Annotated in this window: 24 protein-coding genes and 1 tRNA gene; 14 read left to right on the top strand and 11 right to left on the bottom strand. The window is 68.8% G+C overall.

Features of this window, described 5'->3' with window-relative positions; all coding sequences use genetic code 11:
* Window positions 1–19: 19 nt before the first annotated feature.
* A complete protein-coding gene (locus tag ACZ6N8_RS15120; RefSeq protein ID WP_466010403.1) occupies window positions 20–1,273 on the bottom strand; it encodes an acyltransferase family protein in 1,254 nt (417 codons plus the stop codon).
* Window positions 1,274–1,384: 111 nt separating this feature from the next.
* On the opposite strand from ACZ6N8_RS15120, the gene pgfA reads away from it, so the two are divergent.
* The 3 genes from pgfA to ACZ6N8_RS15135 all read left to right on the top strand — a co-directional run bounded on the left by pgfA (window position 1,385) and on the right by ACZ6N8_RS15135 (window position 5,200).
* Complete coding sequence (gene pgfA, locus ACZ6N8_RS15125; RefSeq protein WP_466010405.1) at window positions 1,385–2,602, top strand: cell envelope lipid trafficking protein PgfA; 1,218 nt, start codon at window positions 1,385–1,387, stop codon at window positions 2,600–2,602.
* Window positions 2,603–2,984: 382 nt separating this feature from the next.
* The gene (locus tag ACZ6N8_RS15130; RefSeq protein ID WP_466010406.1) at window positions 2,985–3,599 is read left to right on the top strand and encodes a DUF6230 family protein; all 615 of its coding nucleotides are present in this window, start codon (window positions 2,985–2,987) and stop codon (window positions 3,597–3,599) included.
* Between the two features lie 71 nt (window positions 3,600–3,670).
* A complete protein-coding gene (locus ACZ6N8_RS15135) occupies window positions 3,671–5,200 on the top strand; it encodes a DUF6114 domain-containing protein (protein ID WP_466010408.1) in 1,530 nt (509 codons plus the stop codon).
* 66 nt (window positions 5,201–5,266) lie between these two features.
* On the opposite strand, the gene ACZ6N8_RS15140 is transcribed toward ACZ6N8_RS15135, so the two are convergent.
* Window positions 5,267–6,937 carry a DUF885 domain-containing protein gene (locus ACZ6N8_RS15140; RefSeq protein ID WP_466010410.1) on the bottom strand — a complete coding sequence of 557 codons (1,671 nt, stop codon included), beginning with the start codon at window positions 6,935–6,937 and terminating at the stop codon, window positions 5,267–5,269.
* A 128-nt stretch (window positions 6,938–7,065) separates the two neighbouring features.
* On the opposite strand from ACZ6N8_RS15140, the gene ACZ6N8_RS15145 reads away from it, so the two are divergent.
* Window positions 7,066–8,043 carry a DMT family transporter gene (locus ACZ6N8_RS15145; protein ID WP_466010412.1) on the top strand — a complete coding sequence of 326 codons (978 nt, stop codon included), beginning with the start codon at window positions 7,066–7,068 and terminating at the stop codon, window positions 8,041–8,043.
* Between the two features lie 6 nt (window positions 8,044–8,049).
* On the opposite strand, the gene ACZ6N8_RS15150 is transcribed toward ACZ6N8_RS15145, so the two are convergent.
* Together ACZ6N8_RS15150 and ACZ6N8_RS15155 are read right to left on the bottom strand one after the other, a co-directional pair.
* Window positions 8,050–9,120 carry a PHP domain-containing protein gene (locus ACZ6N8_RS15150; RefSeq protein WP_466010414.1) on the bottom strand — a complete coding sequence of 357 codons (1,071 nt, stop codon included), beginning with the start codon at window positions 9,118–9,120 and terminating at the stop codon, window positions 8,050–8,052.
* A gap of 29 nt (window positions 9,121–9,149) precedes the next feature.
* Window positions 9,150–9,914: a M23 family metallopeptidase gene (locus ACZ6N8_RS15155; protein ID WP_466010415.1), complete on the bottom strand. Its 765-nt coding sequence runs from the start codon at window positions 9,912–9,914 to the stop codon at window positions 9,150–9,152.
* 65 nt (window positions 9,915–9,979) lie between these two features.
* Here ACZ6N8_RS15155 and ACZ6N8_RS15160 point away from each other — a divergent pair, with 65 nt between their 5' ends.
* From ACZ6N8_RS15160 to ACZ6N8_RS15175, 4 genes are all read left to right on the top strand, one after another.
* Window positions 9,980–10,369, top strand: coding sequence for a hypothetical protein (locus tag ACZ6N8_RS15160; RefSeq protein ID WP_466010417.1), 390 nt, complete (start codon window positions 9,980–9,982; stop codon window positions 10,367–10,369).
* Window positions 10,370–10,457: 88 nt separating this feature from the next.
* Window positions 10,458–10,625: a hypothetical protein gene (locus ACZ6N8_RS15165; protein ID WP_167454701.1), complete on the top strand. Its 168-nt coding sequence runs from the start codon at window positions 10,458–10,460 to the stop codon at window positions 10,623–10,625.
* A 118-nt stretch (window positions 10,626–10,743) separates the two neighbouring features.
* Window positions 10,744–11,271: a tRNA adenosine deaminase-associated protein gene (locus ACZ6N8_RS15170; RefSeq protein ID WP_139587623.1), complete on the top strand. Its 528-nt coding sequence runs from the start codon at window positions 10,744–10,746 to the stop codon at window positions 11,269–11,271.
* A 145-nt stretch (window positions 11,272–11,416) separates the two neighbouring features.
* A complete protein-coding gene (locus ACZ6N8_RS15175) occupies window positions 11,417–11,860 on the top strand; it encodes a nucleoside deaminase (RefSeq protein ID WP_466010890.1) in 444 nt (147 codons plus the stop codon).
* A gap of 137 nt (window positions 11,861–11,997) precedes the next feature.
* Here the strand turns inward: ACZ6N8_RS15175 and deoD are convergent, their stop codons facing one another.
* Window positions 11,998–12,705, bottom strand: a complete 708-nt coding sequence (gene deoD, locus ACZ6N8_RS15180; RefSeq protein WP_074315244.1) for a purine-nucleoside phosphorylase — start codon at window positions 12,703–12,705, stop codon at window positions 11,998–12,000.
* A gap of 75 nt (window positions 12,706–12,780) precedes the next feature.
* Here deoD and ACZ6N8_RS15185 point away from each other — a divergent pair.
* A tRNA-Ser gene (locus ACZ6N8_RS15185) sits at window positions 12,781–12,867 on the top strand.
* Window positions 12,868–12,924: 57 nt separating this feature from the next.
* Here ACZ6N8_RS15185 and ACZ6N8_RS15190 read toward each other — a convergent pair.
* Entirely contained in the window at window positions 12,925–13,674 is a 750-nt protein-coding gene (locus ACZ6N8_RS15190; RefSeq protein WP_466010419.1) for an SDR family oxidoreductase, read from the bottom strand.
* 120 nt (window positions 13,675–13,794) lie between these two features.
* On the opposite strand from ACZ6N8_RS15190, the gene ACZ6N8_RS15195 reads away from it, so the two are divergent.
* On the top strand, window positions 13,795–14,427 hold the full coding sequence (locus ACZ6N8_RS15195; protein WP_466010421.1) for a TetR/AcrR family transcriptional regulator: 633 nt from the start codon (window positions 13,795–13,797) through the stop codon (window positions 14,425–14,427).
* Between the two features lie 4 nt (window positions 14,428–14,431).
* Here ACZ6N8_RS15195 and ACZ6N8_RS15200 read toward each other — a convergent pair whose 3' ends face one another.
* Window positions 14,432–14,602 carry a hypothetical protein gene (locus ACZ6N8_RS15200; RefSeq protein WP_466010422.1) on the bottom strand — a complete coding sequence of 57 codons (171 nt, stop codon included), beginning with the start codon at window positions 14,600–14,602 and terminating at the stop codon, window positions 14,432–14,434.
* A 356-nt stretch (window positions 14,603–14,958) separates the two neighbouring features.
* Here ACZ6N8_RS15200 and ACZ6N8_RS15205 point away from each other — a divergent pair, with 356 nt between their 5' ends.
* The 4 genes from ACZ6N8_RS15205 (at window position 14,959) to ACZ6N8_RS15220 (ending at window position 18,534) form a co-directional block, all read left to right on the top strand.
* Window positions 14,959–15,549 (top strand): AAA family ATPase, encoded by a 591-nt coding sequence (locus ACZ6N8_RS15205; RefSeq protein ID WP_466010424.1) that lies wholly within the window; start codon window positions 14,959–14,961, stop codon window positions 15,547–15,549.
* Between the two features lie 15 nt (window positions 15,550–15,564).
* A complete protein-coding gene (locus tag ACZ6N8_RS15210; RefSeq protein WP_466010425.1) occupies window positions 15,565–17,043 on the top strand; it encodes an SIR2 family NAD-dependent protein deacylase in 1,479 nt (492 codons plus the stop codon).
* Complete coding sequence (locus tag ACZ6N8_RS15215; RefSeq protein WP_466010427.1) at window positions 17,040–17,936, top strand: radical SAM protein; 897 nt, start codon at window positions 17,040–17,042, stop codon at window positions 17,934–17,936. The genes ACZ6N8_RS15210 and ACZ6N8_RS15215 overlap by 4 nt, the downstream gene beginning before the upstream one ends.
* 79 nt (window positions 17,937–18,015) lie before the next feature.
* Window positions 18,016–18,534, top strand: a complete 519-nt coding sequence (locus ACZ6N8_RS15220; RefSeq protein ID WP_466010891.1) for a deoxycytidylate deaminase — start codon at window positions 18,016–18,018, stop codon at window positions 18,532–18,534.
* A gap of 109 nt (window positions 18,535–18,643) precedes the next feature.
* Here the strand turns inward: ACZ6N8_RS15220 and ACZ6N8_RS15225 are convergent, their stop codons facing one another.
* From ACZ6N8_RS15225 to ACZ6N8_RS15240, 4 genes are all read right to left on the bottom strand, one after another.
* Window positions 18,644–21,073, bottom strand: a complete 2,430-nt coding sequence (locus ACZ6N8_RS15225) for a hypothetical protein (RefSeq protein ID WP_466010428.1) — start codon at window positions 21,071–21,073, stop codon at window positions 18,644–18,646.
* Window positions 21,074–21,231: 158 nt separating this feature from the next.
* Complete coding sequence (locus ACZ6N8_RS15230; RefSeq protein WP_466010429.1) at window positions 21,232–21,726, bottom strand: hypothetical protein; 495 nt, start codon at window positions 21,724–21,726, stop codon at window positions 21,232–21,234.
* A 92-nt stretch (window positions 21,727–21,818) separates the two neighbouring features.
* Entirely contained in the window at window positions 21,819–22,373 is a 555-nt protein-coding gene (locus tag ACZ6N8_RS15235; RefSeq protein ID WP_466010431.1) for a hypothetical protein, read from the bottom strand.
* 85 nt (window positions 22,374–22,458) lie between these two features.
* Complete coding sequence (locus tag ACZ6N8_RS15240) at window positions 22,459–23,448, bottom strand: aldo/keto reductase (protein WP_466010432.1); 990 nt, start codon at window positions 23,446–23,448, stop codon at window positions 22,459–22,461.
* Between the last annotated feature and the right edge of the window lie 49 nt (window positions 23,449–23,497).

Raw genomic sequence — 23,497 nt, forward strand, 5'->3', positions numbered from 1 at the left:
CCAGCGCTTGCCGACTCCGCTACGCGCCGGCCGTCGGCACCGGGGCGCCCGCGGCGACGGCCGGCGGAACGGGTGCCGCCTCGACCGGTGGAACGGGTGCCGGCGCTGGCGTCGCCCGTCGGCGCCGCCGCTGCGTACCGAGAAGTTGCAGTGGACGTTCGACTCCGTAGTAGCTGACCGCCGCGTACACCAGGCCGAAGGCCATGGTCAGGGCGAAGGTGTTGAGCAGTCCGCCGCTGAACAACGGCCTGTCGTCGAGCAGGTAGATGAGTTCGATGACCAGCGGATGCCACAGGAACAGGCCGTACGAGACGGCGCCGAGCCACCGGGCGGAGGAGCTGGCGAAGACCTCCTTGACCCGACTCGGCCCACCGAACGCCACAGGGACCAGGATCAGCACCGCGATCGCGAGGTACAGGGCCAGCTTGACGGCGAACTCGGCTGCCGTGGGACCGGCGAGGTCGCGGGGACCGGCGACTGGCGTCGTCGCGATCGCCATGAGGGCGACGGCCGCGGCCCAGCAGGCGAGCGGCGCGGAGGCGAGGTCGTCCAGCACGCGGAAGGCGGCGGGAGCGGTCCCCGTGCGCAGGGCGACGTGCGCCGCGCCCAGGGCCATGCCGGCGCCGAACCACCCGCCGTACGACGGGAGCCACATGGTGTGCAGCGCGTTGTCGAGCAGGCCGAACCCCATCATGGTGAGCCAGCCCGCGGTCAGCAGCGCCCCCGCGCTGACGATCGCGATGGTGCGGACGGGACGCCAGGACCGGCCAACGGCGAGGACTGCGACCAGCGGCAGGAGCAGGTAGAAGGCGACCTCGGTGGCGAGGCTCCAGGTCTGGCTGAGCCCGTACCGCAGCTCGCCGGGCTGGTAGATCTGCGTGAAGGTGAGGTGGCGGATCCAGTCGCCGGCGGACGCCGGCCGGTTCTGCGGCAGGACGACGAGGCAGACCAGCACCGCCAGCCAGTAGGCGGGCAGGATCCGCAGGGCGCGGCGCCACAGGTAGCGGCCCGCGCGCGGCCGGGGCCGGCCCGTCGCGGCGCTCAGCGCCCAGGGCCGGAACAACAGAAACCCGGAGAGTACGAAGAAGATGGCGACGCCTACGTCGAGGCGTGCCAGCCAGCCGCCCCAGGTGGTGTTCATGGTGACGGCGGTCTGGAACCCGACGTGGTGGCCGACGACCGCCACGGCGCCGATCGCTCGCAGCGCGTCGAGGGCGGGGAGTCGGCCGGCTACCGAAGGCTCCGAAACTGTTGGCGCGGCGGCTGCGGACATCTGGACATCCAGGGGGTCGCTTTGAAGTTGACTGGGGAGTAACCTCCCGCCATGTTAAGGATCGGGAGCCCCGGACAACAGGTCGTAGGGCGGCAGGTTACAGGAGGATGAGTGAAGCTACGCGTGGGCGCCGCGCTCTTTGGGCTCGGCGTCTTGTTGCTGGTCTTCGCGGCTGGGCTGCCGTTCTACGTGGCGCCCGCCGTGTCCAAGCTCCCCTATGACCTCGAACCAACGACGTCCATCGCCGAGGCGAAGGACGCGAAGTTTTTGAAGATCACCGCAAGCGGAAGCTCGGTGAGCATCGAGGTCCCGCAGGGCAACCTGCGGTCCAGTGTCGAGGTCATTCCGCAACCCGACGACACGAAGAACCGGCTTCCGAAGGAGCTCAAGGGCGACGCGGTGATCTGGGACGTTTTCCAGACCGTCAAGCGTGTCGACACCGAGGAGGTGGTCAGCCAGTACAGCACCGAGTTCGCTCTCTACCGGATCTCGGGCGCGGCCGCCCCGTGGAAGGACCAGTGGCTCAACGAGAGCGGGGCGAACGAGACCCCGGTCGGCAACGTGAACTACTCCGGTCAGCTCTACAAGTTCCCGTTCGGCACCGGCAAGCGGGACTACCAGGTGTTCGACCGTGACCTGAAGCGGGCGCTCCCGGCGAAGTTCACCGGCACCGAGAAGATCAAGGGCATCGAGACGTACCGCTTCGAGCAGCGGATCGAGAACGAGGTGCTGGCGACTCCGGAGGCCAGCATCCAGACGCTTGTCGGCAAGTTCGCCCCCGGCGCGACAAGCGGTCAGATCGTCTACAGCAACACCCGGACGGTCTGGGTCGACCCGGTGACCGGCTCCTACATCAACGTCCGGGAGCAGCAGCACAAGGAGCTGCGCCCGAACACCGGCACCCCGACCGTGCTGCTGGACGCGGACTTCAACTACACCGACGAGACGGTGACCCGCAGCGCCGACACGGCCAAGGACAACCGTTTCAAGATCGGCCTGATCAGTCTCTGGGGCCCGATCGCCGCAGGTGTCCTCGGTCTGCTCGCCCTCATCGCGGGCGTGTGGCTGGTGACGCGGCGGAACGACGGTGGCGGCGCCGCCGCCCGGCACCGCGCCGAGCCGGCTCCTGTCGCACCCGCCGCCGACTCCACTCCGACCCGGGTGGACCAGGAGCCGGTACGCGACACGGACACCGTCGAGCAGCCCAGGCCCCAGCCTGTGGGTGGTCCGCTGACCGACGAGATCCCGCCGGCGTCGACGAACTGGAAGTCCGACGACCCGACCGTGCCGACGCAGCGCCCGGCCCCCGGCGAGGTGGAGCAGCGCTGACGCGCGTATGACCGGCTGTACGACCTGAGGGGTGGACCGCGCTGCGGTCCACCCCTCAGTGCTGCGGCAACCTGGGCACTTTACATTTGTTACCCGATTGTAATTGGTCGATTCGTCCTCACTCTTCGTGGCGCACGCAGGAAGTTGTGTCGCTCTTGTCCACTCCCGGTCTGATTTTCGTCACCAGTGGATCAACACTTCGTGAGGTCACGGCATCGATCGGTGACGCAAGTGTTACCGGCGGGTAATTGGGGGGTTGTGACCTGCGCCGCACCGGGTGCACCATCAACCTCGGTCGTTACCCGCCGGTAACAGATGACGGGCCGGTGCGGGGCCGCCAGTCGGGCCCGGCCACCCGCCCGCGTCCAATAAGGAGGAACCCGTGCAGAAGCGGTTGGACAATCAGGGCACTACCCGCTGGCGGCGGTTCGCCGCCATGATGGTGCCCGCCACGGCGGCCGCCGGTGCCATCCTGTTCGGCATGTCGACCGGCGCCATCGCGTCCGACATCACGGTCTCCGGACAGACCTTCAAGATCGGCGCCGAGCGGCTGGAGGGCGACGGTTTCAAGCAGTACGGCGGCATCGTCCGGGAGAAGGGCAAGGACGGCAAGGTCCACCCCGTGGCCCTCTCCGAGATCAGCAGCGCCGAGCTGTACAAGCTCTGCCAGTCGGTCCGCGCGGACCTGCCCGGCCTGCCTGTGGTGCTCACCATCAACGCCGGTGACGGCAAGGAGCCCGCCCGGGCCAAGGATCTGCTCATCGCGATGGACTCGCTGAACGGCAACGCGACATTCACCAACATCAAGATCGGCCGGGACGCCACCGACCTCAACCCGACGGCGCAGGCGGGATCGTTCGGCCAGAACTCCGAACACGTCACCATCACCAACCTCGAGCAGGTGTCCCGCTACACCACGGCGGCCACCTTCAACCTGGTCGGGCTGCGGCTGAAGGTCAACGTGGGCGACGCCGCCGAGGGCAAGGAGTGCTTCTGAGGTGAGGCCCGCGGTGGTCGACCACCGCGGGCCAGCCCGTGTCCCTGTCCCCGCTCCGCCAGGAGGAGTACGTGACAACCACCAACCCGGCCCACGCCCGGCCCGGCGGTCCGGCACAGGTGTGGCAGAGCTTCCGCCGCTGGCGGCGCAGCCGCCCGTTCTGGGGTGGCCTTCTCACCGCCCTGGCCGGGGTGGAGATGTTCGCCTCCACCCGGATGACGGTCAACGGGCTGAGCTTCCACAGCGGCGCCACCGGCCTGCTCTCCCTGCTGATCCCTGTCATCCTGGTGGCCTGTGGCCTGCTGCTCTGGCTCAGCCCGGCGCAGCGACCGTTCTACTCGATCGTCGCGGCGTTCACCGCTGTCTACTCGCTGATCGGGCTCAACCTCGGCGGCTTCTTCGTCGGCCTGCTGCTCGGCATCGTGGGCAGCGCGCTCGCCTTCGCCTGGACGCCGGCCAGCCCGGCTCTGCCGGCACCGGACCAGGCCGACGAGCCGACAGCCGAGCTGCCCGTCGCCGAGCAGGACGCCGAACGCGCCGACGATGAACAGGACGCCCGCGAGCAGCCTGTCCCCGAGCAGGTCGCTCCCGAGCAGGTCGCTCCCGAGCAGGTCGCTCCCGAGCGGATCGTCGTCCGGGAGCAGGTCGCTCCCGAGCAGGTCGTCCGGAAGCAGCCCGTTCCGGAGCGAGGGTTGGCCGACGGCGGCCCGCCGCCCGAGTGGCCGGGACGGTCTGTCGATCCGCGTACCCTCGGCGTCGTCCTGGTGGTGCTCGGCCTGGCCGTCGTCGGTCTGGCCGCCCAGCCCAGAGCCGTGCAGGCCGCGCCGAACCGCCCCACCACCGCCTGCCCCGCCCCGTCCCGGACCGCCACCCCGTCGCCCAGCCGCACCACGGCGACCCCGACGCCGACGCCGACGCCGAGTCCCGAGCGCCGGGGCAACCTGATCGGCGACATCCTGGACGGGATCGGTGACCTGTTCACCGGCGGAAACCGTGCGGAGAGCGCGTCGCCGTCGCCGAGCCCGACCGTCCAGCCGAGCGGGACGCCGACGACCCGCCCCGAGCCCGGCACCTGCCCACCGTCGCCCCCCGCCAAGCCGGGCAAGCCGGGAACGCCCGACAAGCCGGGCACTGTGGAACCGGGCAAAATGCTGCCGCGTATCGCCGCCGACCCGAATCTGCCGAAGGTGGCGCAGACGCCGTCCAAGCTCACCGGCTCCTCGGTCAAGATGACAGGTCTGCGGTTCGACGGGATCACCGACCTGCGCACCGAGAAGGGCGACCTCAAGGTGCTGAAGTTCAGCATGCGGGAGGCGGAGACCAAGGACTTCCTGCTGGTCGCCGACGGGCCTTCCGGGCGCAACCAGCGGTACGCGACACGGACGTTGACCGTCAGCGGTGACGTGGCCTTCTACTCCACCCGGTTCGTCGGCAAGCTGCTCGGCATCAAGATCACCTTGACGCCTGATCTGCCGTTTCCGGACGGCATCCCGGTCACAGTGCCCATCTCTGTCACGTTCACCGACCCGGTCATCGACCTGGCGTACGTCACAAGCAACACACTTACCGCCGAGCCGAATTTGGCGCTGAGTCTGGCCTGATCAGCGCAGTGCCGAGGCCCCGGGTGCCGGGCGGTAGTCCCGCCGGCACCCGGGGCCTTCGTCACCTCAGATCCGGGCCAGCGCCCGCCGCAGAGGGTCGAGACCCAGGGCCCCCAGGTCCAACGCCTGCCTGTGGAACTCCCGCAGGTCGAAGTCGGCGCCCTTGCGGGCCTTGGCGTCCTCGCGAGCCTGAAGCCAGATCCGCTCGCCGACCTTGTACGACGGGGCCTGCCCCGGCCAGCCCAGGTAGCGGTTCAGCTCGAAGCGCAGGTTCTCGTCCGGCACCCGGCAGTGCGCCCGCATGAACTCCCAGCCCAGTTCCGGCGTCCACCGCTCGCCCGGGTGGAAGCCGAACGGATTGTCCCGCGGGATCTCCAGCTCCAGGTGCATGCCGATGTCGACGATCACACGGGCGGCGCGCATCGCCTGGCCGTCGAGCATGCCCAGCTTGTCGCCCGGGTCCTCCAGGTAGCCCAGCTCGTCCATCAACCGCTCCGCGTAGAGCGCCCAGCCCTCACCGTGCCCGGACACCCAGCAGAGCAGCCGCTGCCAGCGGTTGAGCACGTCGGCCCGTACGGCGGTCTGTGCCACCTGAAGGTGGTGACCCGGCACGCCCTCGTGGTAGACGGTGGTCACCTCCCGCCAGGTGGAGAACTCGGTGATGCCCTGCGGCACCGCCCACCACATCCTTCCGGGGCGGGCGAAGTTCTCGCTCGGCCCCGTGTAGTAGATGGCGCCGTCGCTGGTCGGGGCGAGGCAGCACTCGATGCGGCGGACCACCTCCGGAATGTCGAAGTGGGTGTCGTTCAGCTCGTCGAGCGCCTTGTCGGCGAGGGCCTGCATCCAGTCGCGGAACGCCTCCTTGCCGTGGATGGTCCGCGCCGGGTCGGCGTCCAACGTGGCGACCGCCTCGTCGACTGTGGCACCCGAGCCGGCGATCCGCCCGGCGACGACCCGCATCTCCGCCTCGAGGCGGGCCAGCTCCGCGAAACCCCAGGCGTACGTCTCGTCCAGGTCGACCTTCGCGCCGAGGAAGTACTGCGAGGCGAGTTCGTACCGTTCCCGACCGGCGGCCTGCTTGTCCCGGCCGTGCGGGGCCAGCTCGGTACGCAGGAACTGACCGAACTCGGCGGTCGCCGCGGTCGCCGCCGCCGCGCCCCGGCGCAGCTCCGATCCGAGCGTGCCGTCCGCGTCCAGCCGTTCGACAAGCCCGTGGAAGAAGTTGTCACCCGTCGGGTCGGTCCAGATGTCGCACTGCTTGGCGACCTCGACCAGCTGCACCTTCGAGCTGACGTGGCCGGCGGCGAGCGCCTCGCGCAGGGTGGTCTTGTAGCCCTCCAGCGCACCTGCGAGTCCGTTGAGTCGGGAGGCGATGTTTGCCTGCGCCTCCTCCGTGGCGGTCGGCATCAGGTCGAACACCATGCGGATCCCGTGCAGTCCGCTGGTGATGACGCTGACCTCGCTTGTGGTTTCGCCGGCGTCGTACCTGGCCAGTTCCAGGCCGAGCCGTTCCTGCATCGCCTCCTTGGCGATCCGTTCCGTCTCGGTGTCCGGCTCGGTGACCTCCAGCTCGGCGAGGGTCCGCCGGGTCAGGTCTGCGCGCGCCCGGTAACCCTCGGGCGACAGGTCGTCGAGTTCGTCGTCATGGCCGGCGATGCCGACAAAGGTCGCGTCGGTGGGGCTCAACGGCGCCCACTCGGCCACGTAGCGGTTCGCGAGTTTATCGATTTGTCCCACACGCCGACCCTACGTGAGTTCGGCCCCTCGGTGTCGTCGCCGCTTGCCGTGATCGGCTCACCCGCCCGACAGGTGCGACGTCCGAAAGGCACGCGACTTTGTCGGACGGTTGCGGCAGAGTGTCAGGGGTGACCACCGATACCACTCCTGACAAAGCGCCGGTCCGCGCCTGGCTGCCGGGCTTCCTCGCCCTCGCCGCGATCTGGGGTTCCAGCTTCCTCTTCATCAAGATCGGCGTGGCCGAGCTGCACCCGGTCCAGCTCACGCTCTACCGGGTCGGCACCGGTGCCCTGACCCTGCTCGTCGTCCTCGCGATGCTGCGCGACCGGCTGCCCCGCGAGCCCCGGGTGTGGGCCCACCTGACAGTCGTGGCCGCGTTCGGCGTGGCCGTGCCGTTCACCCTCTTCGGGTACGGCGAGCAGCGGGTCGAGTCGATGCTGGCAGGGATCTGGAACGCGACCACCCCGCTGATCGTGCTGCCGCTGGCGGTGCTGGTGTTCCGCACCGAGCGGTTGACCGCGCGCCGCGCGATCGGTCTCGGGCTGGGCTTCCTCGGTGTGCTCGTGGTGCTCGGTGTCTGGGAGGGCGTCGGCGGAGCGCACTTCGTCGGGCAGTTGATGTGCTTCGGCGCGGCGGCCTGCTACGGCGTCGCCATCCCGTACCAGAAGCGGTTCGTCGCCGGCAGCGCACACTCGGGCCTGTCGCTCTCGACCGCGCAACTGCTGCTCGCCGCCGGGCAGCTGGCCATCGTCACCCCGTTCGTCGCGGGCGCGCCGCCGCTGCCCACCGAGCTGTCGGCGAAGGTGGTGGCCAGTGTCCTGACGCTCGGGGCGCTCGGCACCGGGCTCGCCTTCGTCATCAACATGCGCAACATCCGAGTGGCCGGTGCGAGCACCGCCTCCACTGTCACGTACCTGATTCCGATCTTCGCGGTGCTGATCGGTGCCGTGGTGCTCGACGAGCGGCTCAACTGGCACCAGCCGGTCGGCGCGCTCATCGTGCTGCTGGGTGTCGCGGTCGCGCAGGGTGTGGTCGGCCGCCGCAGGCCCCGGCCGGTGGTCGGTGCCGGCGTGCTCGCGCCCGCGGCCGAGCCCGCCCACCACTGAGTCGGCTCAGGCCCGGGTGCTCGTCCACTCGACCAGCTGCTCCGCAGACCAGGTGTTGACCACCCGGTCGGCGGGGACGCCGCAGAGAGCGGCCCGCTCGCAGCCGAACCGCTGCCAGTCGAGCTGGCCGGGCGCGTGCGCGTCCGTGTTGATCGCGAACCGGCAGCCGGCCTCCAGGGCGCGGCGGATCAGCCGCTTCGGCGGGTCCTGCCGCTCCGGCCGCGAGTTGATCTCGACGGCGGTGTCGTGCTCGGCGCAGGCGGCGAAGACGGCGTCCGCGTCGAAGTCGCTCTCCGCGCGGGTCCGGGGACGGTGCGCCCGATCGCCGGGACCGGTCACCCCCGCCGGGCGGGACGACACCATCCGGCCGGTGCAGTGCCCGAGGATGTCCAGGTGCGGGTTGGCGACGGCGGTCAGCATCCGCCGGGTCATCTTCGCCCGCTCGTCCTTCAGGCCGCTGTGCACCGAACCGACCACCACGTCCAGCCGGGCCAGCAACTCCTCGTCCTGGTCGAGCGAACCGTCGGCGAGGATGTCCACCTCGATCCCGGTGAGGATGCGGAAGCCCTCCGGCAGCGCCGCGTTTACCTGCTCCACGTGGTCGAGCTGTTTGCGCAGCCGGGCGGCAGTCAGCCCCCGCGCCACTGTCAGTCGGGGCGAGTGGTCGGTCAACACCAGGTATTCGTGGCCCAGTTCCACCGCGGCCAACGCCATCTCCTCGATGGGCGAGCCGCCGTCGGACCAGTCCGAGTGGGTGTGGCAGTCGCCGCGCAGCGCGGTCCGCAGCGCCGTGGCCTCGGCGTCGAGGTCGCTGCCCTCGGTCGCGACAAGCCGGCGCAGGTAGACAGGTTCCTCACCGGCAAGCGACTCCGCCACACACCGGGCCGTCACGTCGCCGACACCTGGCAGCTCGGCGAGTGTCCCGTTGCCGGCCCGTTCGGCAACCTCGGCCGCCGGCAGGCCGGCCAGCGCCTTCGCCGCCGAGCGGAACGCCCGGACCCGGTACGTGGCCTCGTTGGCCCGCTCCAGCAGGAACGCGATCCGGCGCAGGTCGGCGATGGGGTCCCGGGCGTTCATTTCACCGAACCTAGTCGATGCGGCACCGGTCAGGGAGCCTTCGGGCAGCCGTGTGTGCGCTGCCACGCGGTGACCTCGGCGGCCGGTTCGCGATTGCCGCCACGCCGCCACGAGTCCAGGTAACGCGCCGGCCAGAGCACGCCGCGCCGGATCCACCAGCCGTCCTTGCCGGTACACGGCGGCGAGATGCCGAAGTGCACGTGGCATACGTTGTTCGCGTTGCCGGTGCGGCCCACCTTGCCGAGCTGCTGCCCGGCGCGGACCCGTACCCCGGCGTCGACACCTGCGGACACCGCGCTCAGGTGCGAACCGTAGTAGCGCACCCCGTCGTCGCCGAGCAGGGAGACGGACAGGCCGCCGTTCTCCGGGCCCTGCTGCCCCCGCTTGGAGTACCTGTCGACGCGACTCACCTCCAGCACCGTCCCGTCGGTCACCGCGACGAACGGCTCACCGCAGTCGGCGAAGAGGTCGGTGGCCGGGTACGCGCCGTGCGTCGGGTGGTAGTCCACGTTGTCGGCGCGTACCGGGAAGACATGCCGCAGCCCGGCGCGGGGTGCGCCCGCCGACGGCCCGCCGGACGATGGCGCCGGGCGCGCCGGGACGCTCGCCGTCGGCGTGGCAGACGGCGCGGGCGGCTGCTCGCCCGTCGACCAGATCGCCGGCGGCGTCGGCGCGGCGCCCTCCGGCGGCACCCCCGGCCGGGTGGTCGCGCAGCCGGCGGCGAGCACCGGGGCGAGCAACAGCAAGATCGGGTACGCGGAACGCGCGCGGCGACCGAACGTCGGCGAGGGCATCCGGTCATCCTGGCAGAGCCGGTACCGTGGGCACGAACGGCGCGCGTAACGGAAGGGCAGCGACGGTGACCATCGCCCGACCCGACCCCGTCCCGGATCCCGGTGCCGCCCGCCCGGTGCCCCGTGCCCCGTCGGGGCTCTTCCCGGCCGGCCCGCCGGCCCGACCCACCTTCCGCGAACCGCACCCGGTCACCGGCGGTGGTGTCGCCGCAGGCGGTGGTGCGGCGGCCGGTTGGCTGCTCCTGTTCGGTCTGCTCGGCACCGATGTGCCGAGCTACGCGTGGTGGACGGTCTTCGCCGGCCTGCTGGCCTGGGTGACCGCCCTGGTGCTGGTCCGTCACGGCGACCGGGGAGTCGCCACCGGGGTGGCCATCGTGACCGCCGGTGGTTGGAGCATCGCAGCCGCCGCGGTGGCGGTCCGGTGGGCCACCAGTGGCGACTGGCCGCTGTGGTGACCGTGCTGTTGACTGCGCGCAGTGCCCGGTTGGCTGCGTAGCGAACGCCGTCTTGACGTGGCCGTCGAGACTCGGCACGCTCGGCACTATGGCCTGGACCACCCCGCGGCAGGACCCGGATCGCAGCCGCCGCCGCCTGCAGTTGCTCGCCGAGTTGGCGGGTGCCCGGGCGGTACGCCAGCGCAGTCGGCCGCAGCGACAGCGCACCGAGCGTCTGCGCCAGCTCATCGCCACGCGCCGTCGGGTAGCAGGCTGATCCGACTTTGTCAGGAATGACCGGCCCGTCGGGGCGTTGACCGGTCGCCTGCCGACCCGACCGGCTAACGTGCACGCGTAACGAGTCGGCGCTGTGCCGAGGGGCTATTGGGGGGACCGTGTCGTACTTCGCTGCGGCCGTGGTGCGCGACGACAGTGGCTGGACCGCCGCCGAGGTCAGCCTGCGCGGCGCCACCGACATCGACGAGGTCGCCGACCGGCTGCGTGACGTCGACCAGGAGGCCGACGTCTCGCTGCTCTTCGTCGAGGCCGACGACGCGTACCTGGTGATCCTGCGCCTCGACGAGGGTGAGGACCTGCGGGTGTTCGGGTCGGACTCGGCGTTCGCCGAGGAGTCGCGGCTGGGTTCGCTGCTTGTCGGCGACCTGAAGACCTCGGTCACCGGCCTCGACGGCGACGAGGAGCCCCGACCGGCTGCCGGCGGTGACGACGAGACCGAACAACCTGTCGTCGACCCGGAGGCCGACCCGGTGGGCGACGCGGACCTGCTGGCCAACCTGGGTATTTCCGCGCAGAAGCTGCTGACCCTGTGCACGCACGAGGGGATGCTCCCGGCGGACGTCACCGCCGAGATCTGCGAGGTGCTGGGCTGCGTCGACGAGGTCGAGGAGCTGCGTGAGGTCTGAGCCGGCCGACGCCACCGACCCGTCGTTGGAGATGATCCGGCCGGGGCAGCCGACCCCCGGCGCGGTGGGTCGCGCCGGGCCGGGCGCCCACGAGGGCCTCGCCGAGCCGGGGGAGGTCGGGCGACGGCAGCGGCACGAGCTGTGGATGCGGCGGGCGCTGGAGGTAGCCGTCACCGACCCGGCCGCCTCCGCCCCGTCCACGGCGATCGACGACATCCCGGTGGGTGCGGTGCTCTACGGGCCGGACGGCACCGAACTGGCCGTCGGGCGCAACGAGCGGGAGCTGACCGGCGACCCGACCGCCCACGCCGAGGTGCTGGCCCTGCGCCGGGCCGCCGAGCGGACCGGCGCGTGGCGGCTGGACGGCTGCACCCTGGTGGTCACCCTCGAACCGTGCACGATGTGCGCGGGTGCGCTGGTGCTGGCCCGGGTCTCCACCGTCGTCTTCGGGGCGTGGGAGCCGAAGACCGGCGCGGCCGGGTCACTCTGGGACGTCCTGCGCGATCGTCGACTCAACCATCGGCCCGAGGTCTACGGCGGTGTGCTGGAGGCCGAGACCTCCGCCGTGCTGCGCGCCTTTTTCCGCTGAAGTCACCCCGTCCCGCCCCGCCCGCTCGGCGTGGCGGCCTGGGGACGGCATGTTGCGAAAGAGCGGTATGACTCTGAGTCATAAATATGCCTCAGAGTCATACCGCTCTCGGTGGTGACACCGCCCCGGAGAACGGGTCAGGCGATGATCGTGTCCAGGGCGATCTCGACCATCTGGCTGAAGGTCTGCTCCCGCTCCTCGGACGTGGTCTTCTCGCCGGTCTTGATGTGGTCGCTGACGGTCAGCACGGTCAACGCCCGAGCCTTGAACCGGGCCGCGATCGTGTAGAGCGCCGCCGACTCCATCTCCACCGCCAGCACGCCGTAGTCGGCGAGCGTGTCGTACAGGTCCGGTCGGTCTGTGTAGAAGGCGTCCGCCGCCAGGATCGGCCCGACGTGCATGGTGATGCCGCGCCGCTCGGCCACCTCGACCGACGTACGCAGCAGCCCGAAGTCGGCCACCGGGGCGTAGTCGATCAGCCCGTCGAAGCGCATCCGGTTCATGTTCGAGTCGGTCGACGACCCGATCGCGGCCACCACGTCCCGCAGTTGCAGGTCGGTGCTCAGCGCACCGCAGGAGCCGACGCGGATCAGCGTCTTCACGCCGTACTCGTTGATCAGCTCGTGGGCGTAGATGGAGGCGGACGGCATGCCCATGCCGGAGCCCTGGACGGAAACCTCGACGCCGTTCCAGCGGCCGGTGAACCCCAGCATGCCCCGAACCGTCGAGTAGCAGGTGGCGCCCTCGAGGTAGGTCTCCGCGATCCACTTGGCCCGCAGGGGGTCACCCGGCATCAGGACCCGCTCGGCGATCTCGCCCGGCTTCGCGCCGATGTGCGTACTCATGGCAAAGATCCTGCCAGGCCGGCTCGGGCGATACCGGTTCGGCGTCCGAACCGGCGGTCCTGTACCCTCGTCGGCGGTGGCGTGTCCGAGTGGCCTAAGGAGCACGCCTCGAAAGCGTGTGAGGGTTTACGCCCTCCGCGGGTTCAAATCCCGCCGCCACCGCTCGTGAGATGCGGAAAAGCCCGGTCGATCCGTGAGGATCGCACCGGGCTTCTCCGTTCAGATCTGCTGCTCGCCGCCGTCGACGACCAGCTCCCCGCCGGTCATGAAGCTGCTCTGGTCCGAGGCGAGGAACAGCGCGGCGTTGGCGATCTCGTCGGGGTGGGCCATGCGTTGCATGGGGACGCCCGAGGCGATGGTCTGGAGCAACCCGGGCGCCTCCTGCGGGCTGGGTGCGAGGCCCGCGAGCCCGGGAGTCTCGGTCGAGCCGGGAACGAGGGTGTTGACGCGGATCCTGCGGTCCATCAGTTCGGCGGCCCAGGTGCGGCCGAACGAGCGGATGGCGGCCTTGGAGGCCGCGTACACGCTGAAGGCCGGGGTGCCGTTGAGTGCGGCCGTCGAGCCGGTCAGCACCACCGATGCGCCCTCGTTGAGCAGGGGCAGGGCCTTCTGCACGGTGAACAGGGTGCCGCGGACGTTGTTGTCGAAGGTGTTCGCGAAGTGTTCGACGGTGATCGAGCCGAGCGGGAGGAACTCCCCGCCGCCGGCGTTGGCGAACACCACGTCCAGCCCCGCTCCCCGGTCCTGGATGGCCCGCATCACCCGGTCCAGGTCGTCGAGATTGCTGACGTCGCTGGCGATGCCTGTGACGTTCTCGCCGATGCTGCTCACCGCCTCGTCCAGCGGTCCCTTGCGCCGGCCGGTGACGAAGACGTACGCGCCTTCGGCGGCGAAACGGCGTGCGGTGGCCAGGCCGATGCCCGTGGTGCCCCCGGTGACGAGGGCGGTCTTGCCGTCGAGCTGTCCCACGTTCGATCCCCTCCCAAGAATTCTGTACCGATCGGTACTGAGGCGACCGTAGCAACCACCGGGTCGGCCGGCAAATTTCTGTACCGATCGGTTAGGGTGGAGGCCGGGAGGTGGTGACAGGTGCCACAGCGAGGGCGACCACGCGGGTTCGACGCCGATGAGGTGCTGGAGCGCGCGCTCGAGGTGTTCTGGCGTTACGGGTACGAGGGCGCCTCGGTGAACGACCTCGCCGCGGCGATGGGCATCAACAAGCCGAGCCTCTACGCCGCCTTCGGGGGCAAGGAGGAGCTGTTCCGCAAGGTCGTGGCCCGCTACGCCGAAGAGGACATGGAGTACGCGCGCAAGGCCTTCGCCGAACCCACCGCGTACGAGGTGGTCGCCACCCTGCTGCGCGAGAACGTGCTCGCCGTCACCCGGGACGACCGCCCGGCCGGCTGCCTGTCGATCCAGGGCGGCACCGCCTGCTCCACGGAGAACGCCCCGGTCGCCGAGTTCCTCGCCGCCAGCCGCCTGGCCGGGGAACGCGCCCTCGCCGACCGGTTCGTCCGCGCCGTCGCCGAAGGTGACCTACCCGCCGACGCCGATCCCGCCGCGCTTGCCCGCTTCGTCATGAGCGTGACCGAGGGGCAGGCGATCCATGCCGCCGCCGGAGTCAGCCGGGAGGACCTGCGGCAGACAGCGGAGATCGCGCTTGTCGGTTTCGCCGCCGCGTCCGGAGCGCGGCTGCCGGAGCACACTACGAACGCGGCCTGAGCGATCACGGTTCGAGCAGCACCGCCACCCCGTCGAGCAGCCGTTGCAGGCCGAACTCGAACAGTCTCTCGACCTTCAGGTCGACAGCCGTCCGGCTGGCCGGGCCAGGTGCGGAAGCTCGCCAGCCGCGAGCAGCCCGCCCAACACGTCGGCCTGGCCACCATCCACTCGTCATCGGTCAGGCCGATGTCCTGCCGCCGGTAGACCGACCACTGGAGCCGGCAGAGCAAATCCAGTTGGGCTCGCCAGCCGGCCGGAAACGTGTGGGGCAACCGATGCGCGGCGAAGGCCGCGTCCGCCATCAGCAGCAGAAGGTGCCTGCCGGTGCAGCGACTGGGTGGGGACGTCCAGCCCGGTTGCGATGCGCCGCATGCTCAGCGCCGCCAACCCCCTGCGAGCCTGAGCCGCCCGAAGATGTTCGGACGATGGCTTTGGTTAATGAATCACCGTAGGCTGTCAGCGCCGATGACTGACCATGGCGACGACTGTTGATCAAATTCACTGTGATCATTGATGGCCGCAGGGGGGACCGTGTCGCTATTTGTTGTCTTCGAGGGGCCGGACGCGGCAGGTAAAACCACACTGGCGCGAAAGTTGGCTGAGAACTCGGGATTGCCGTACGAAAAGAGCATTCCTCGGGAGCTGCTCGGGCTTAGAGGGGAGGTCGATCAGTTGCCGCACGAAGACACCTTTTCCTATTACTCTCTCTGCAATGCTGTGCAGGCGGCACGAGCGAAGGCCGCCGTGGGAATGGTCCTTGACCGCTACATCTTCTCTACGGCCGCATATCATCATGTCATCTCCGGGCAGAGGTATGATTCATACGTTGCGCGTATGTTGAACAACCAGTTTTACCCGACACCCTGCTGTGTCGTTTTCGTTTCTGCGGACACTGCCGTCCGTGCCAGGAGAGCCGCCGGCGATGGCACTGTCGACAAGTGGTTCAACCTGTCAAAAAAGCAGGCCCTTGAAGCGGAGTATCGCCGCCTCTTCTCACTGACAGGAGTCCCGGTTGTCGATGCTGACACCACGACTTCTGATGCCGAAGAGAGCTATCAGGAGTTGTGTCAGAAGATTCTCCGGTCTCCGGATATCTCCTCAGAGTTCAAACGGCGGCTGTGACGGAGGGAGATCGGGATGGTTGACTTCGACGAGCCGCCGCAGCGCCTCAAACAGCTAATCGCAGAAGGTAAGGTTGTCCTGTTTGTCGGGTCTGGGCTCTCTGCCCTGGCCGGCGTGAGTATCTGGACCGATTTAGCTCATGAATTGATCAACGAAGCGATTTCTACCGGTGTGATCGGGCGCAGCGAGGCGGCGGATCTCGGTTCCTGGGAACCGCGACGCGTCGGTACCTATCTCCTTAGCCGATTGGCGGATCCAGACCGAGCCCGATTCTTCCGCAGACACTTCTGGCAGACGGGACTGTCGGCGGCACATCATCTGGTGCGGGAGATCCAATTCCGTCGAGTACTTACCACCAACTGGGACTGCTTGATGGAGGAGGCCAACAGGGATCTCCTTGATAATCATGACCCTGGCTATCCCTGGCAAAACGGACGCACAGCCGTATTTACAGCAAAGGATCTTTACCAGTTGGATGCCGCCCGCAAGGGCGATATCTCTACCTGGATCTTCCACCTGCATGGCCTGTACTACAGGCCGGACACCATCGTGTGGGATGAAAAATCATATGACCAGATAATGGAAGATCTGTTTATCCAGGACTTCTTCCGTTCGGTGCTGCGGGACCATGTGGTCCTGTATGTTGGCTTCAGCCTGGCCGATGAACACTTCGACCGGGTAGCCAGACTGCTGAGTAGGAGCAGTCCGAGCGCCGTCGAACGGCATTACGCCATACTGCCCGAGGTTGGCGCGGCGCAGCGGCGTCAGCTTGCGGAGGATCGCAACGTCACGGCTATCTCGTACGACCGGGACGACTCCCTCGTCGGGCCCTCAAGGTATCTGCCCGGTGTGGTGGAGGTACTGAGCCGGCTGACATCCGTGGGCGGTGCAGAGCGGCGGGGCCCACAGTTTCAGTGGGGGCGGGCCGGCCAGACGATCCGCGAGCGCTTTCGGCAACTGCTGGCATCTGATTCCGAACCAGTCAGGTCGCTCGGTGTCTCAGTTTACGCCTCGACTGGTCGAGATTTCCTGCGGGAGCACTATGACGCGCTAGCCGAGTGCCTCGCCGCTGGTATTCCTGTTCGTCTTCTGCTTATCGATCCACGGGTCCGTGTCTTGCGTCGGGACGATCAAAAGCCGGTAAGAATCCATGACTGGCGTGCTGATGTCGCTCCTAACCTTATCGCTGGCGCCTCGCCTGCTCTGGCCGAGGTTCTCGAGTCGCGCGATCTGCAAGCCGAGATCAACGCCAAGGCCGCGACAATCAGCACTACCGCCCTACAGACGTCAACGCGATTCAGTGATGGGTTCCCGCGAGAGACGATCTGCCAGGTGGGGGCGTCGCTCTTCAACTGCCCGAGGCCGGTTCGCGAGTTGAGTATTCAGGGGCCGATGTTCGAGTATGTGACAGGTAGTGCCGAGTTCGGCTACTATCGCCGCGTTTTCGACCATCTTTGGGAACGATCAATGACCGCCGACTGGGAGCAGATATGAGTGAGGGAATCCTGATTTCCGGGGGAGATCCCGACGATGATGCACTCTTTAGGCCTGTGAATGTTTCCTGGTTGCTTACGAACAACTGCAACTACGCCTGCGGATTCTGTTGGCGAGTGCTCGATCGTCGCAACTTGACGCTTCCGGTGGCGAAGGAGGTGACTTCGCGCCTGGTGGCGGCTGGTATGCGGAAGATGTCCTGGGCGGGTGGCGAGCCCCTCCTTTTTCGAGGGCTCTGGGAATTGATCGAATATACCAAGAGTCTTTCCGTCGAAACAATGTTAATCACCAACGGGTCGCTCCTTGGCAGGCAGTGGGGCGGACGGCTTCCTCCAGGGCTGGACTGGCTTACCTTGCCTGTCGAGGGTGTCGGCGACCAGATCAATCAGGAGATGGGGCGCAGTGCTGGCCATTATGAACTCGTGTGCGAGATATTTACTCGACACCGGCACGACAGTGGCCTGAAGCGCAAGGTGAACACGGTCGCGTCGAGCAAGAATTTCGACAAAATCGTCGACCTGGTTCCGAGAATGCGGGATTGGGGCATCAGTCGTTGGAAGGTTTTTCAATTCTATCCAGTGCGCGGGATCGCGGTGGAGAATGCCGATGAATTCGAATTGTCGGCTGAGCTGTTTGCGGATATGAGAACTGAGCTGTTGGCGCGGTGTGCCCGGGACATCCCGGAGGTGGACGTGGTGATCGAGAGCAAGGGTGATCTCGACAGAAGCTATTTCACTCTCGCGCCGGACGGCTCGGCTTATGTGAGTATTGACGGCGCGGACGTGTACCTCGGTGACCTGTGTACTGATGATCCAATGGAGGTGTTCAGGCGTCCGGAGTTGGATAAGCGGGCCTATCGGGCGCGATCGCTCTGGATGGCAAAGGGTGGTTAGGTCTTGCATCATCAACCGGGGTGTAGGCTTGTCGCGTTAGTCAGTGGGTCAAGGAAAGCAGTCGGTGAAAGCGGGAAATATGCAGGAACGGCCGAGCTGGGATGAATACTTCACGGATTTGGTCGTCCAGGTTGGGCGAAGGGCGACTTGTGACAGAGGGAGGTCAGGCTGCGTTGTCGTTCGTGAGAAGCAGATCCTCTGTACTGGCTACGTCGGGTCGCCGCCAGGGCTCGAACACTGCGACGATGTCGGTCATCTACTGAAGAACGTGACCGGAGCCGACGGGCGGACACGCCAGCATTGTGTTCGTACGATACACGCGGAGCAGAACGCGATCGCGCAGGCAGCGCGGCACGGCATCTCCCTCGCCGGCAGCACCTTCTACTGCTCTATGGAACCCTGCCGTACCTGTGCGATGTTGATTGTCAGCGTCGGTGCCAGTCGAGTGGTGGCTCGCGCCGCCTACCATGCCGCCGAGGAGAGTCGGCTGATCCTCGCGTCCGCCGGCGTTCAGCTCGACGTCCTTGATCAAAGGACCGTCGAATATTTCGGACAGTTGGTTGGCGTCTCCCAGAGCGCCGACGCCGCGGAAGACTGACTTCAGTTCAGAACTCAGCCTGGCGGCATCAATCCCACCGCCTCCGGACAAAGTGCGAAAAACCCGGCCGACGCGAGGGTCGACCGGGCTTTTCCCGTAGGGCTGGCTGTCAACCCGCCGGCAGGTTCCCGTCCCGGTGGGTCAACCGGTACGAGGCGTCGACGGCGTCCGTCTCCAGGAGCACCGTGACCGGGCCTGCCGGCAGGGTGCAGGTGAGGGTCCGTTCGACGGCCTGGCTGGTGGGACCGCAGTACCTGATGCCCTGGCTGTCGAAGACCGACATGCGGGCGTCACCGGAGCCGGCGGTACGCGTCCAGGTGAAGCTCTCCCGGCTGGCGCGCTGGTCGGCCGGAACTGTGAAACAGACAGCGAAGCGGTCGGCCCCGGTGGTCACCGTGGCACCGTCCGCGTCCGCGGGTAGGACCGGGCAGGCCGGCGGCCCGTCGGTCCGGGCGAAGCCCACGGCGTACGAGGTGGTGGGGACTCCCGCGTCCGCGGTGAGGAGCACCGAGAACGGTGCCTCGCCGGTCAGCTCGCAGCTGTACTGACGCAGCGAGGAGTAGTCGCACACCTGCTCGCCTGCGGCGTTGAGTACGACGATCTCCGGTGAGGTCCCGGCGGTCACGTCCCCGGCCAGCAACTCGGCGATGTGCGCCCCGGTCGGGCTGGGCAGTTGGAGGCAGTTGTGCTGCCCGGCGGTCTCGAACGTGCCCCGGTGCGGAGCGTCCTGCCAGCCGGTGTCGGACACCGGCGTGCAGTCCGACGGCTTCCACGGCAGCAACGCGACGGCGTAGAGGAAGTCGCTGTCGATCACCGAGTTGGGTACGCCCCCGTTGAGCACCATCGTGTACTTCCCGGCGGCGGGGACCTCGCACCAGGTGTCGGTGCAGACCCTGACGCCGGCGGAGTCGTAGACGGTGGCGTACGTCCGGTAGTTCTGGGCGTCCACAGCCGTGATCCGGTACGCGCCGGCGCTGGGAAGGTCCAGGGTCCGGCAGCGGATGCCACCGGGGGCGCCGGCCGGTGCCGAGTTGTACGTGCCAGGCGTGACGGTCGGGCAGCCGACCGCGTCGGAGAGTCGACGGACCTGGACCTTGTACGTGAGGTCCACGCTGTCGTCGGCCCAGTTCGGCAGGTAGGAGACGACGCGGTAGGTCCCGGTGGAGGGCAGGACGCATCCGTCCTGTTCGGACCATTCGGTGCACAGCACGGCACCCTGCTCGTCGACGATCCAGGAGGCGACCTCGTTGTACCGGTCCGGGGCCCGGTAGACCATGACCCGCTCACCGGCTTCACCGTGGAACGGCTGGCAGTTGGTCTGCACCGCCGAGGTCTGGTGCACGGTCAGGGCCGGCTGGTCCCAGTTGAGCCCGGTGGGGACGGCGCATCCGTCGGTCTGGTCGAGGCGGGCCGCCGCCACCCGGTAGGTGACCGGTTCCCAGTTCCCGTTCTGCGACACAAGCGTGTACGCGCCGGCCGTCGGCGTCAGGCAGGACCGCGAGGAGTCGTACTCCGTGCACACCACCTGACCGGCGTCGTCGTACAGCTTCCAGTCGAGGTACTGGTTCGCGAACTGGTCGAGGCGGACGACCAGCCGGCCGGGGGTGGTGACCCGCAGCGACTGGCAGCTGATCCCGTGGTTCGGCGGGACGGTGCCGGTGCCGACCGCCGCGCCCGGGTCTCCGAACCCGGTCAGGGGCAGAGCCGGACAGCCGACCGACTGCGAGATCCGGGGCATCTTGAGGGTGTAGTCGGCCTTGCTGCCGTAGGTCTCCTCCAGGAAGAGCCGGTACGGCCCGGGCTCGCGGAGGGTGCACTCCGTGGGGTACCGCACCGAGCAGATCGGCTGGAACTGGGCGTCCAGGATGCTGCCCTGGATGTCCTCGGCGCCGCCTGGGTCGGCCAGGTGCAGGACCGTGCCGGTGGGCTGCTTGAAGGTGAAGCAGCGCGCGGCGAGGCCGGCGGGCAGCGTGCCGCTGCGACCGGCGGAGGTGAAGGAGAAGAAGCTCGCGGGCAGGCTGGCGCAGGTGGACGGGGTCCGCATCGACTCCGCCGACAGCGAGTACGCGCCCTGGCCGGTGCCGTAGCTGAGCTTCACCGTGATCGTGTAGGTGCCGGCGACGCCGAGCTTGCACTCGTTGAGGTACGGGCCGACGTAGCAGACGGTGGCGCCGTCGGGGTCCTTGACCTGTGCGCCGACACCGTCACCGGAGACCTCCCGGAGCCGGACGTACAGGGTGTCCTGGTCGGCCGTGGAGGTGACCGTCCAGATCTGCTGCGTCGCGCCGGTGATCGAGGCGCAGTTCGTGACCTTGCCCAGCGGGAGCTGCCCCCCGCAGACGGCGGTGGGGCTGACGGCCGACGTCTGGCCCGCGGTGGCCCGCCCCGGAGCGGGAGTCGCGGGCGTCGGCTTCGAGGGCGTGGTGACGGCGGGCGGTTGCCCGGTGGTCAGTGTCGGTCGCGGCGACGGCTCGGCCGTCGGGGCGGCGCTGGCGGGGGCGGCCAGCAGGCCCGCCCCGGCGAGGCTCAGGGTCGCCACGGCGGCCCACCTCGCTACGTGTTTCCACAATGGATCGGGCACGGTCGTACGCACGATGTCTCCCCGTGTTTGTCGCGCGATCTGCGCGAGTGGGGAGATGATTCCACGGCGGTCGATCGCGGACAATCAGCTTGTCGGGTCGACCGGGGACGGGTCGATCAGCACGGGCCGACGCCCTCGTCGAAGAGGCGGCGCGCCCAGTCGGCGTACCCCGCGATGGTTTTCCGGACCGTGCGCCCGTCGTGCAGGAACAGGTACGCGCGGTCGCCACTGCGCGCCAGCAGCCCGTCGAGGCGTTGTGTCCCCTGTGGAGCGCGCAGGCGGGTGACCGACCGGTAGCGGGCCCAGACCTGGTCGACGGGTGAGCCCGCCGCGATGCCCTCCGGTGTGCGCATCGGGGCGCCGACCCAGAGCAGGACCAGTCGGTCCTCGATGAAGACCGGGCTGACGGTGTCGTGCCCGGTGAGCATCGGCCCGCACGCGTCCAGGCCGGTGCGCAGGACGCCGCGACGGGTCAGCTCGTCCTCGGTGTCACCGAACTCGATGTTGGTCAGACCGTTCAGGTCGATGGTCTCGACGCTGCCGGCGGGCCGGCCGTCCGGGCCGGGCCCGGACGACGGTACGCCGCTGCCGGCGATCGAGGCAGCAGTCATCAACGCAGCAATAAACGCGAATTGTCGCAATTTCATGGAATCCCCCAGTCCCCAACGGGACGGGAGCCTTCAGGTTGCTGCCCGGCGACGGATTACTGGTTTTCCCACTGTTCGACCAGCTCGTCCCAGTAGTCGGCGCTCAGTCGACGGCGCCCGTGCGCCAGCCAGCCGGCGGTGTTCCGCTCCAGGTGCAACCCCAACTCGGCGAACGGGTCGAGCCACGCGCCCCGCTCCACGCCGAGCCGGGTCAGCGCCGAGTTGATCGGCCACTGCTCGCGCGGCGCGTCGAACACGTCGTCGAAATGTGGACCCCAGGACAGCGCCCCGCCCAGCCACACCGCCGCCGACTGGTGGCCGGCGCCGCCGCCGAACTCCGCCTCCACGTACGCCACAGGCCCCGACCGCGACCAGCCGGCCAGCACCTCGACAAGCGGCGGCGACAACACCAACCCGAATGGCTGCTCGGCGCTGCGGTCGTCCACCGCGTAGTCCGGCAGTGAACCTGTCAGCTCGGCCACCAGTTGCGGGGTGACAGGCAGCAGCGCGAAATCCTGGCGCAGCTCGCCGAGGACTGCGTGATCCAGCTCGGCGGTCTGCTCGCGGAGCAGGTCCGCGTCCGCTACCACCGCGCTGAGCTGGTAACTCATCGGGCCCTCCGCCGTCCACAGCCTGTGGATAGAACATGTGTACGACGGGCTCCGGGTCCGCCGGTCCCTGAAACGGTACCGGTGCTCAGGGCGACGGTACGGGGGCGTCCGCGCGCAGCAACCCGTCGGCGCGGAGCTGTTCCCACAGCCCGGCCGGGACATCGCCGGCGCGCCTGTCGATGTTGCGCGCGACCTCGTCGGCGGTGCGTACGCCAAGCGTCACGTTGACAACCGCCGGGTGCCCGAACGGGAAGGCGATGGCCGCCGCGGGAAGTGTGGTGCCGTGCCGCTCGCACACCTCGGCGATCCGGGTGGCCCGTGCCACCACCTCCGGCGGGGCCTCCGCGTAGTTGTACCTCGCGTCCGGGCCGGGCCGCTCACGAGCCAGCAGCCCCGAGTTGAAGACCCCCACCGCGATGACACTCTTGCCGTGCTCGACGGCGGCAGGCAGGACGTCGTCGAGGGCGTCCTGCTCCAGCAGCGTGTACCGGCCCGCCAGCATCACGACGTCCGCCGCCGTCTCCCGCAGGAAGCGCGCGAGCATCGCCGACTGGTTCATCCCCGCGCCGATGGCCCCGACGACACCCTGGTCCCGTAACTCCGCCAGGGCCGGCACGGCCTCGTCGGCGGCCTGCGGCCAGTGGTCGTCCGGGTCGTGCACGAACACGACGTCGAGCCGGTCGAGCCCGGTGCGCTCCAGAGTCGCGTCGATCGACCGCAGCACGCCGTCGCGGCTGTAGTCGCGCTCCGGACGTACGGCGTCGGGAACGTCGAAGACGTCCACACCCTGGCCGGTCGGACGGGCGTTGGACACCAGGAGGCGGCCCACCTTCGACGAGACCACGAACTCGTCCCGGGGTCGACCCCGCAGAGCGCGACCCAGACGACGCTCGGACATCCCCAGCCCGTAGTAGGGGGCCGTGTCGAAGAATCGGATGCCGCGATCCCACGCCGCGTCGACTGCCGCAACGGCATCGTCGTCGTCCACCGCCTGGTACAGGTTGCCGATCGCGGCGCCGCCGAAGCCCAGCTCCGTCACCTCGACCGGGGTGCCCGCAATACGTCGCCGTCGCATCCAGCAACGCTAGGACGTGCCCGCCGGCTGATCAATGCCGGTGGGCGCC

Source organism: Micromonospora sp. NPDC047521 (genome assembly GCF_055587305.1).

Excerpts from the sequence above, each read along its gene's own strand:
- ACZ6N8_RS15165 (WP_167454701.1), top strand. The coding sequence starts at position 10,458 with ATGGCCTGGACCACCCCGCGGCAGGACCCGGATCGCAGCCGCCGCCGC.
- ACZ6N8_RS15155 (WP_466010415.1), bottom strand. The coding sequence starts at position 9,914 with ATGCCCTCGCCGACGTTCGGTCGCCGCGCGCGTTCCGCGTACCCGATC.
- deoD (WP_074315244.1), bottom strand. The coding sequence starts at position 12,705 with ATGAGTACGCACATCGGCGCGAAGCCGGGCGAGATCGCCGAGCGGGTC.
- ACZ6N8_RS15220 (WP_466010891.1), top strand. The coding sequence starts at position 18,016 with ATGCAGGAACGGCCGAGCTGGGATGAATACTTCACGGATTTGGTCGTC.
- ACZ6N8_RS15235 (WP_466010431.1), bottom strand. The coding sequence starts at position 22,373 with ATGAGTTACCAGCTCAGCGCGGTGGTAGCGGACGCGGACCTGCTCCGC.
- ACZ6N8_RS15210 (WP_466010425.1), top strand. The coding sequence starts at position 15,565 with ATGGTTGACTTCGACGAGCCGCCGCAGCGCCTCAAACAGCTAATCGCA.
- ACZ6N8_RS15150 (WP_466010414.1), bottom strand. The coding sequence starts at position 9,120 with ATGAACGCCCGGGACCCCATCGCCGACCTGCGCCGGATCGCGTTCCTG.
- ACZ6N8_RS15215 (WP_466010427.1), top strand. The coding sequence starts at position 17,040 with ATGAGTGAGGGAATCCTGATTTCCGGGGGAGATCCCGACGATGATGCA.
- ACZ6N8_RS15175 (WP_466010890.1), top strand. The coding sequence starts at position 11,417 with ATGCGGCGGGCGCTGGAGGTAGCCGTCACCGACCCGGCCGCCTCCGCC.
- ACZ6N8_RS15240 (WP_466010432.1), bottom strand. The coding sequence starts at position 23,448 with ATGCGACGGCGACGTATTGCGGGCACCCCGGTCGAGGTGACGGAGCTG.
- ACZ6N8_RS15200 (WP_466010422.1), bottom strand. The coding sequence starts at position 14,602 with ATGACGAGTGGATGGTGGCCAGGCCGACGTGTTGGGCGGGCTGCTCGC.
- ACZ6N8_RS15120 (WP_466010403.1), bottom strand. The coding sequence starts at position 1,273 with ATGTCCGCAGCCGCCGCGCCAACAGTTTCGGAGCCTTCGGTAGCCGGC.
- ACZ6N8_RS15230 (WP_466010429.1), bottom strand. The coding sequence starts at position 21,726 with ATGACTGCTGCCTCGATCGCCGGCAGCGGCGTACCGTCGTCCGGGCCC.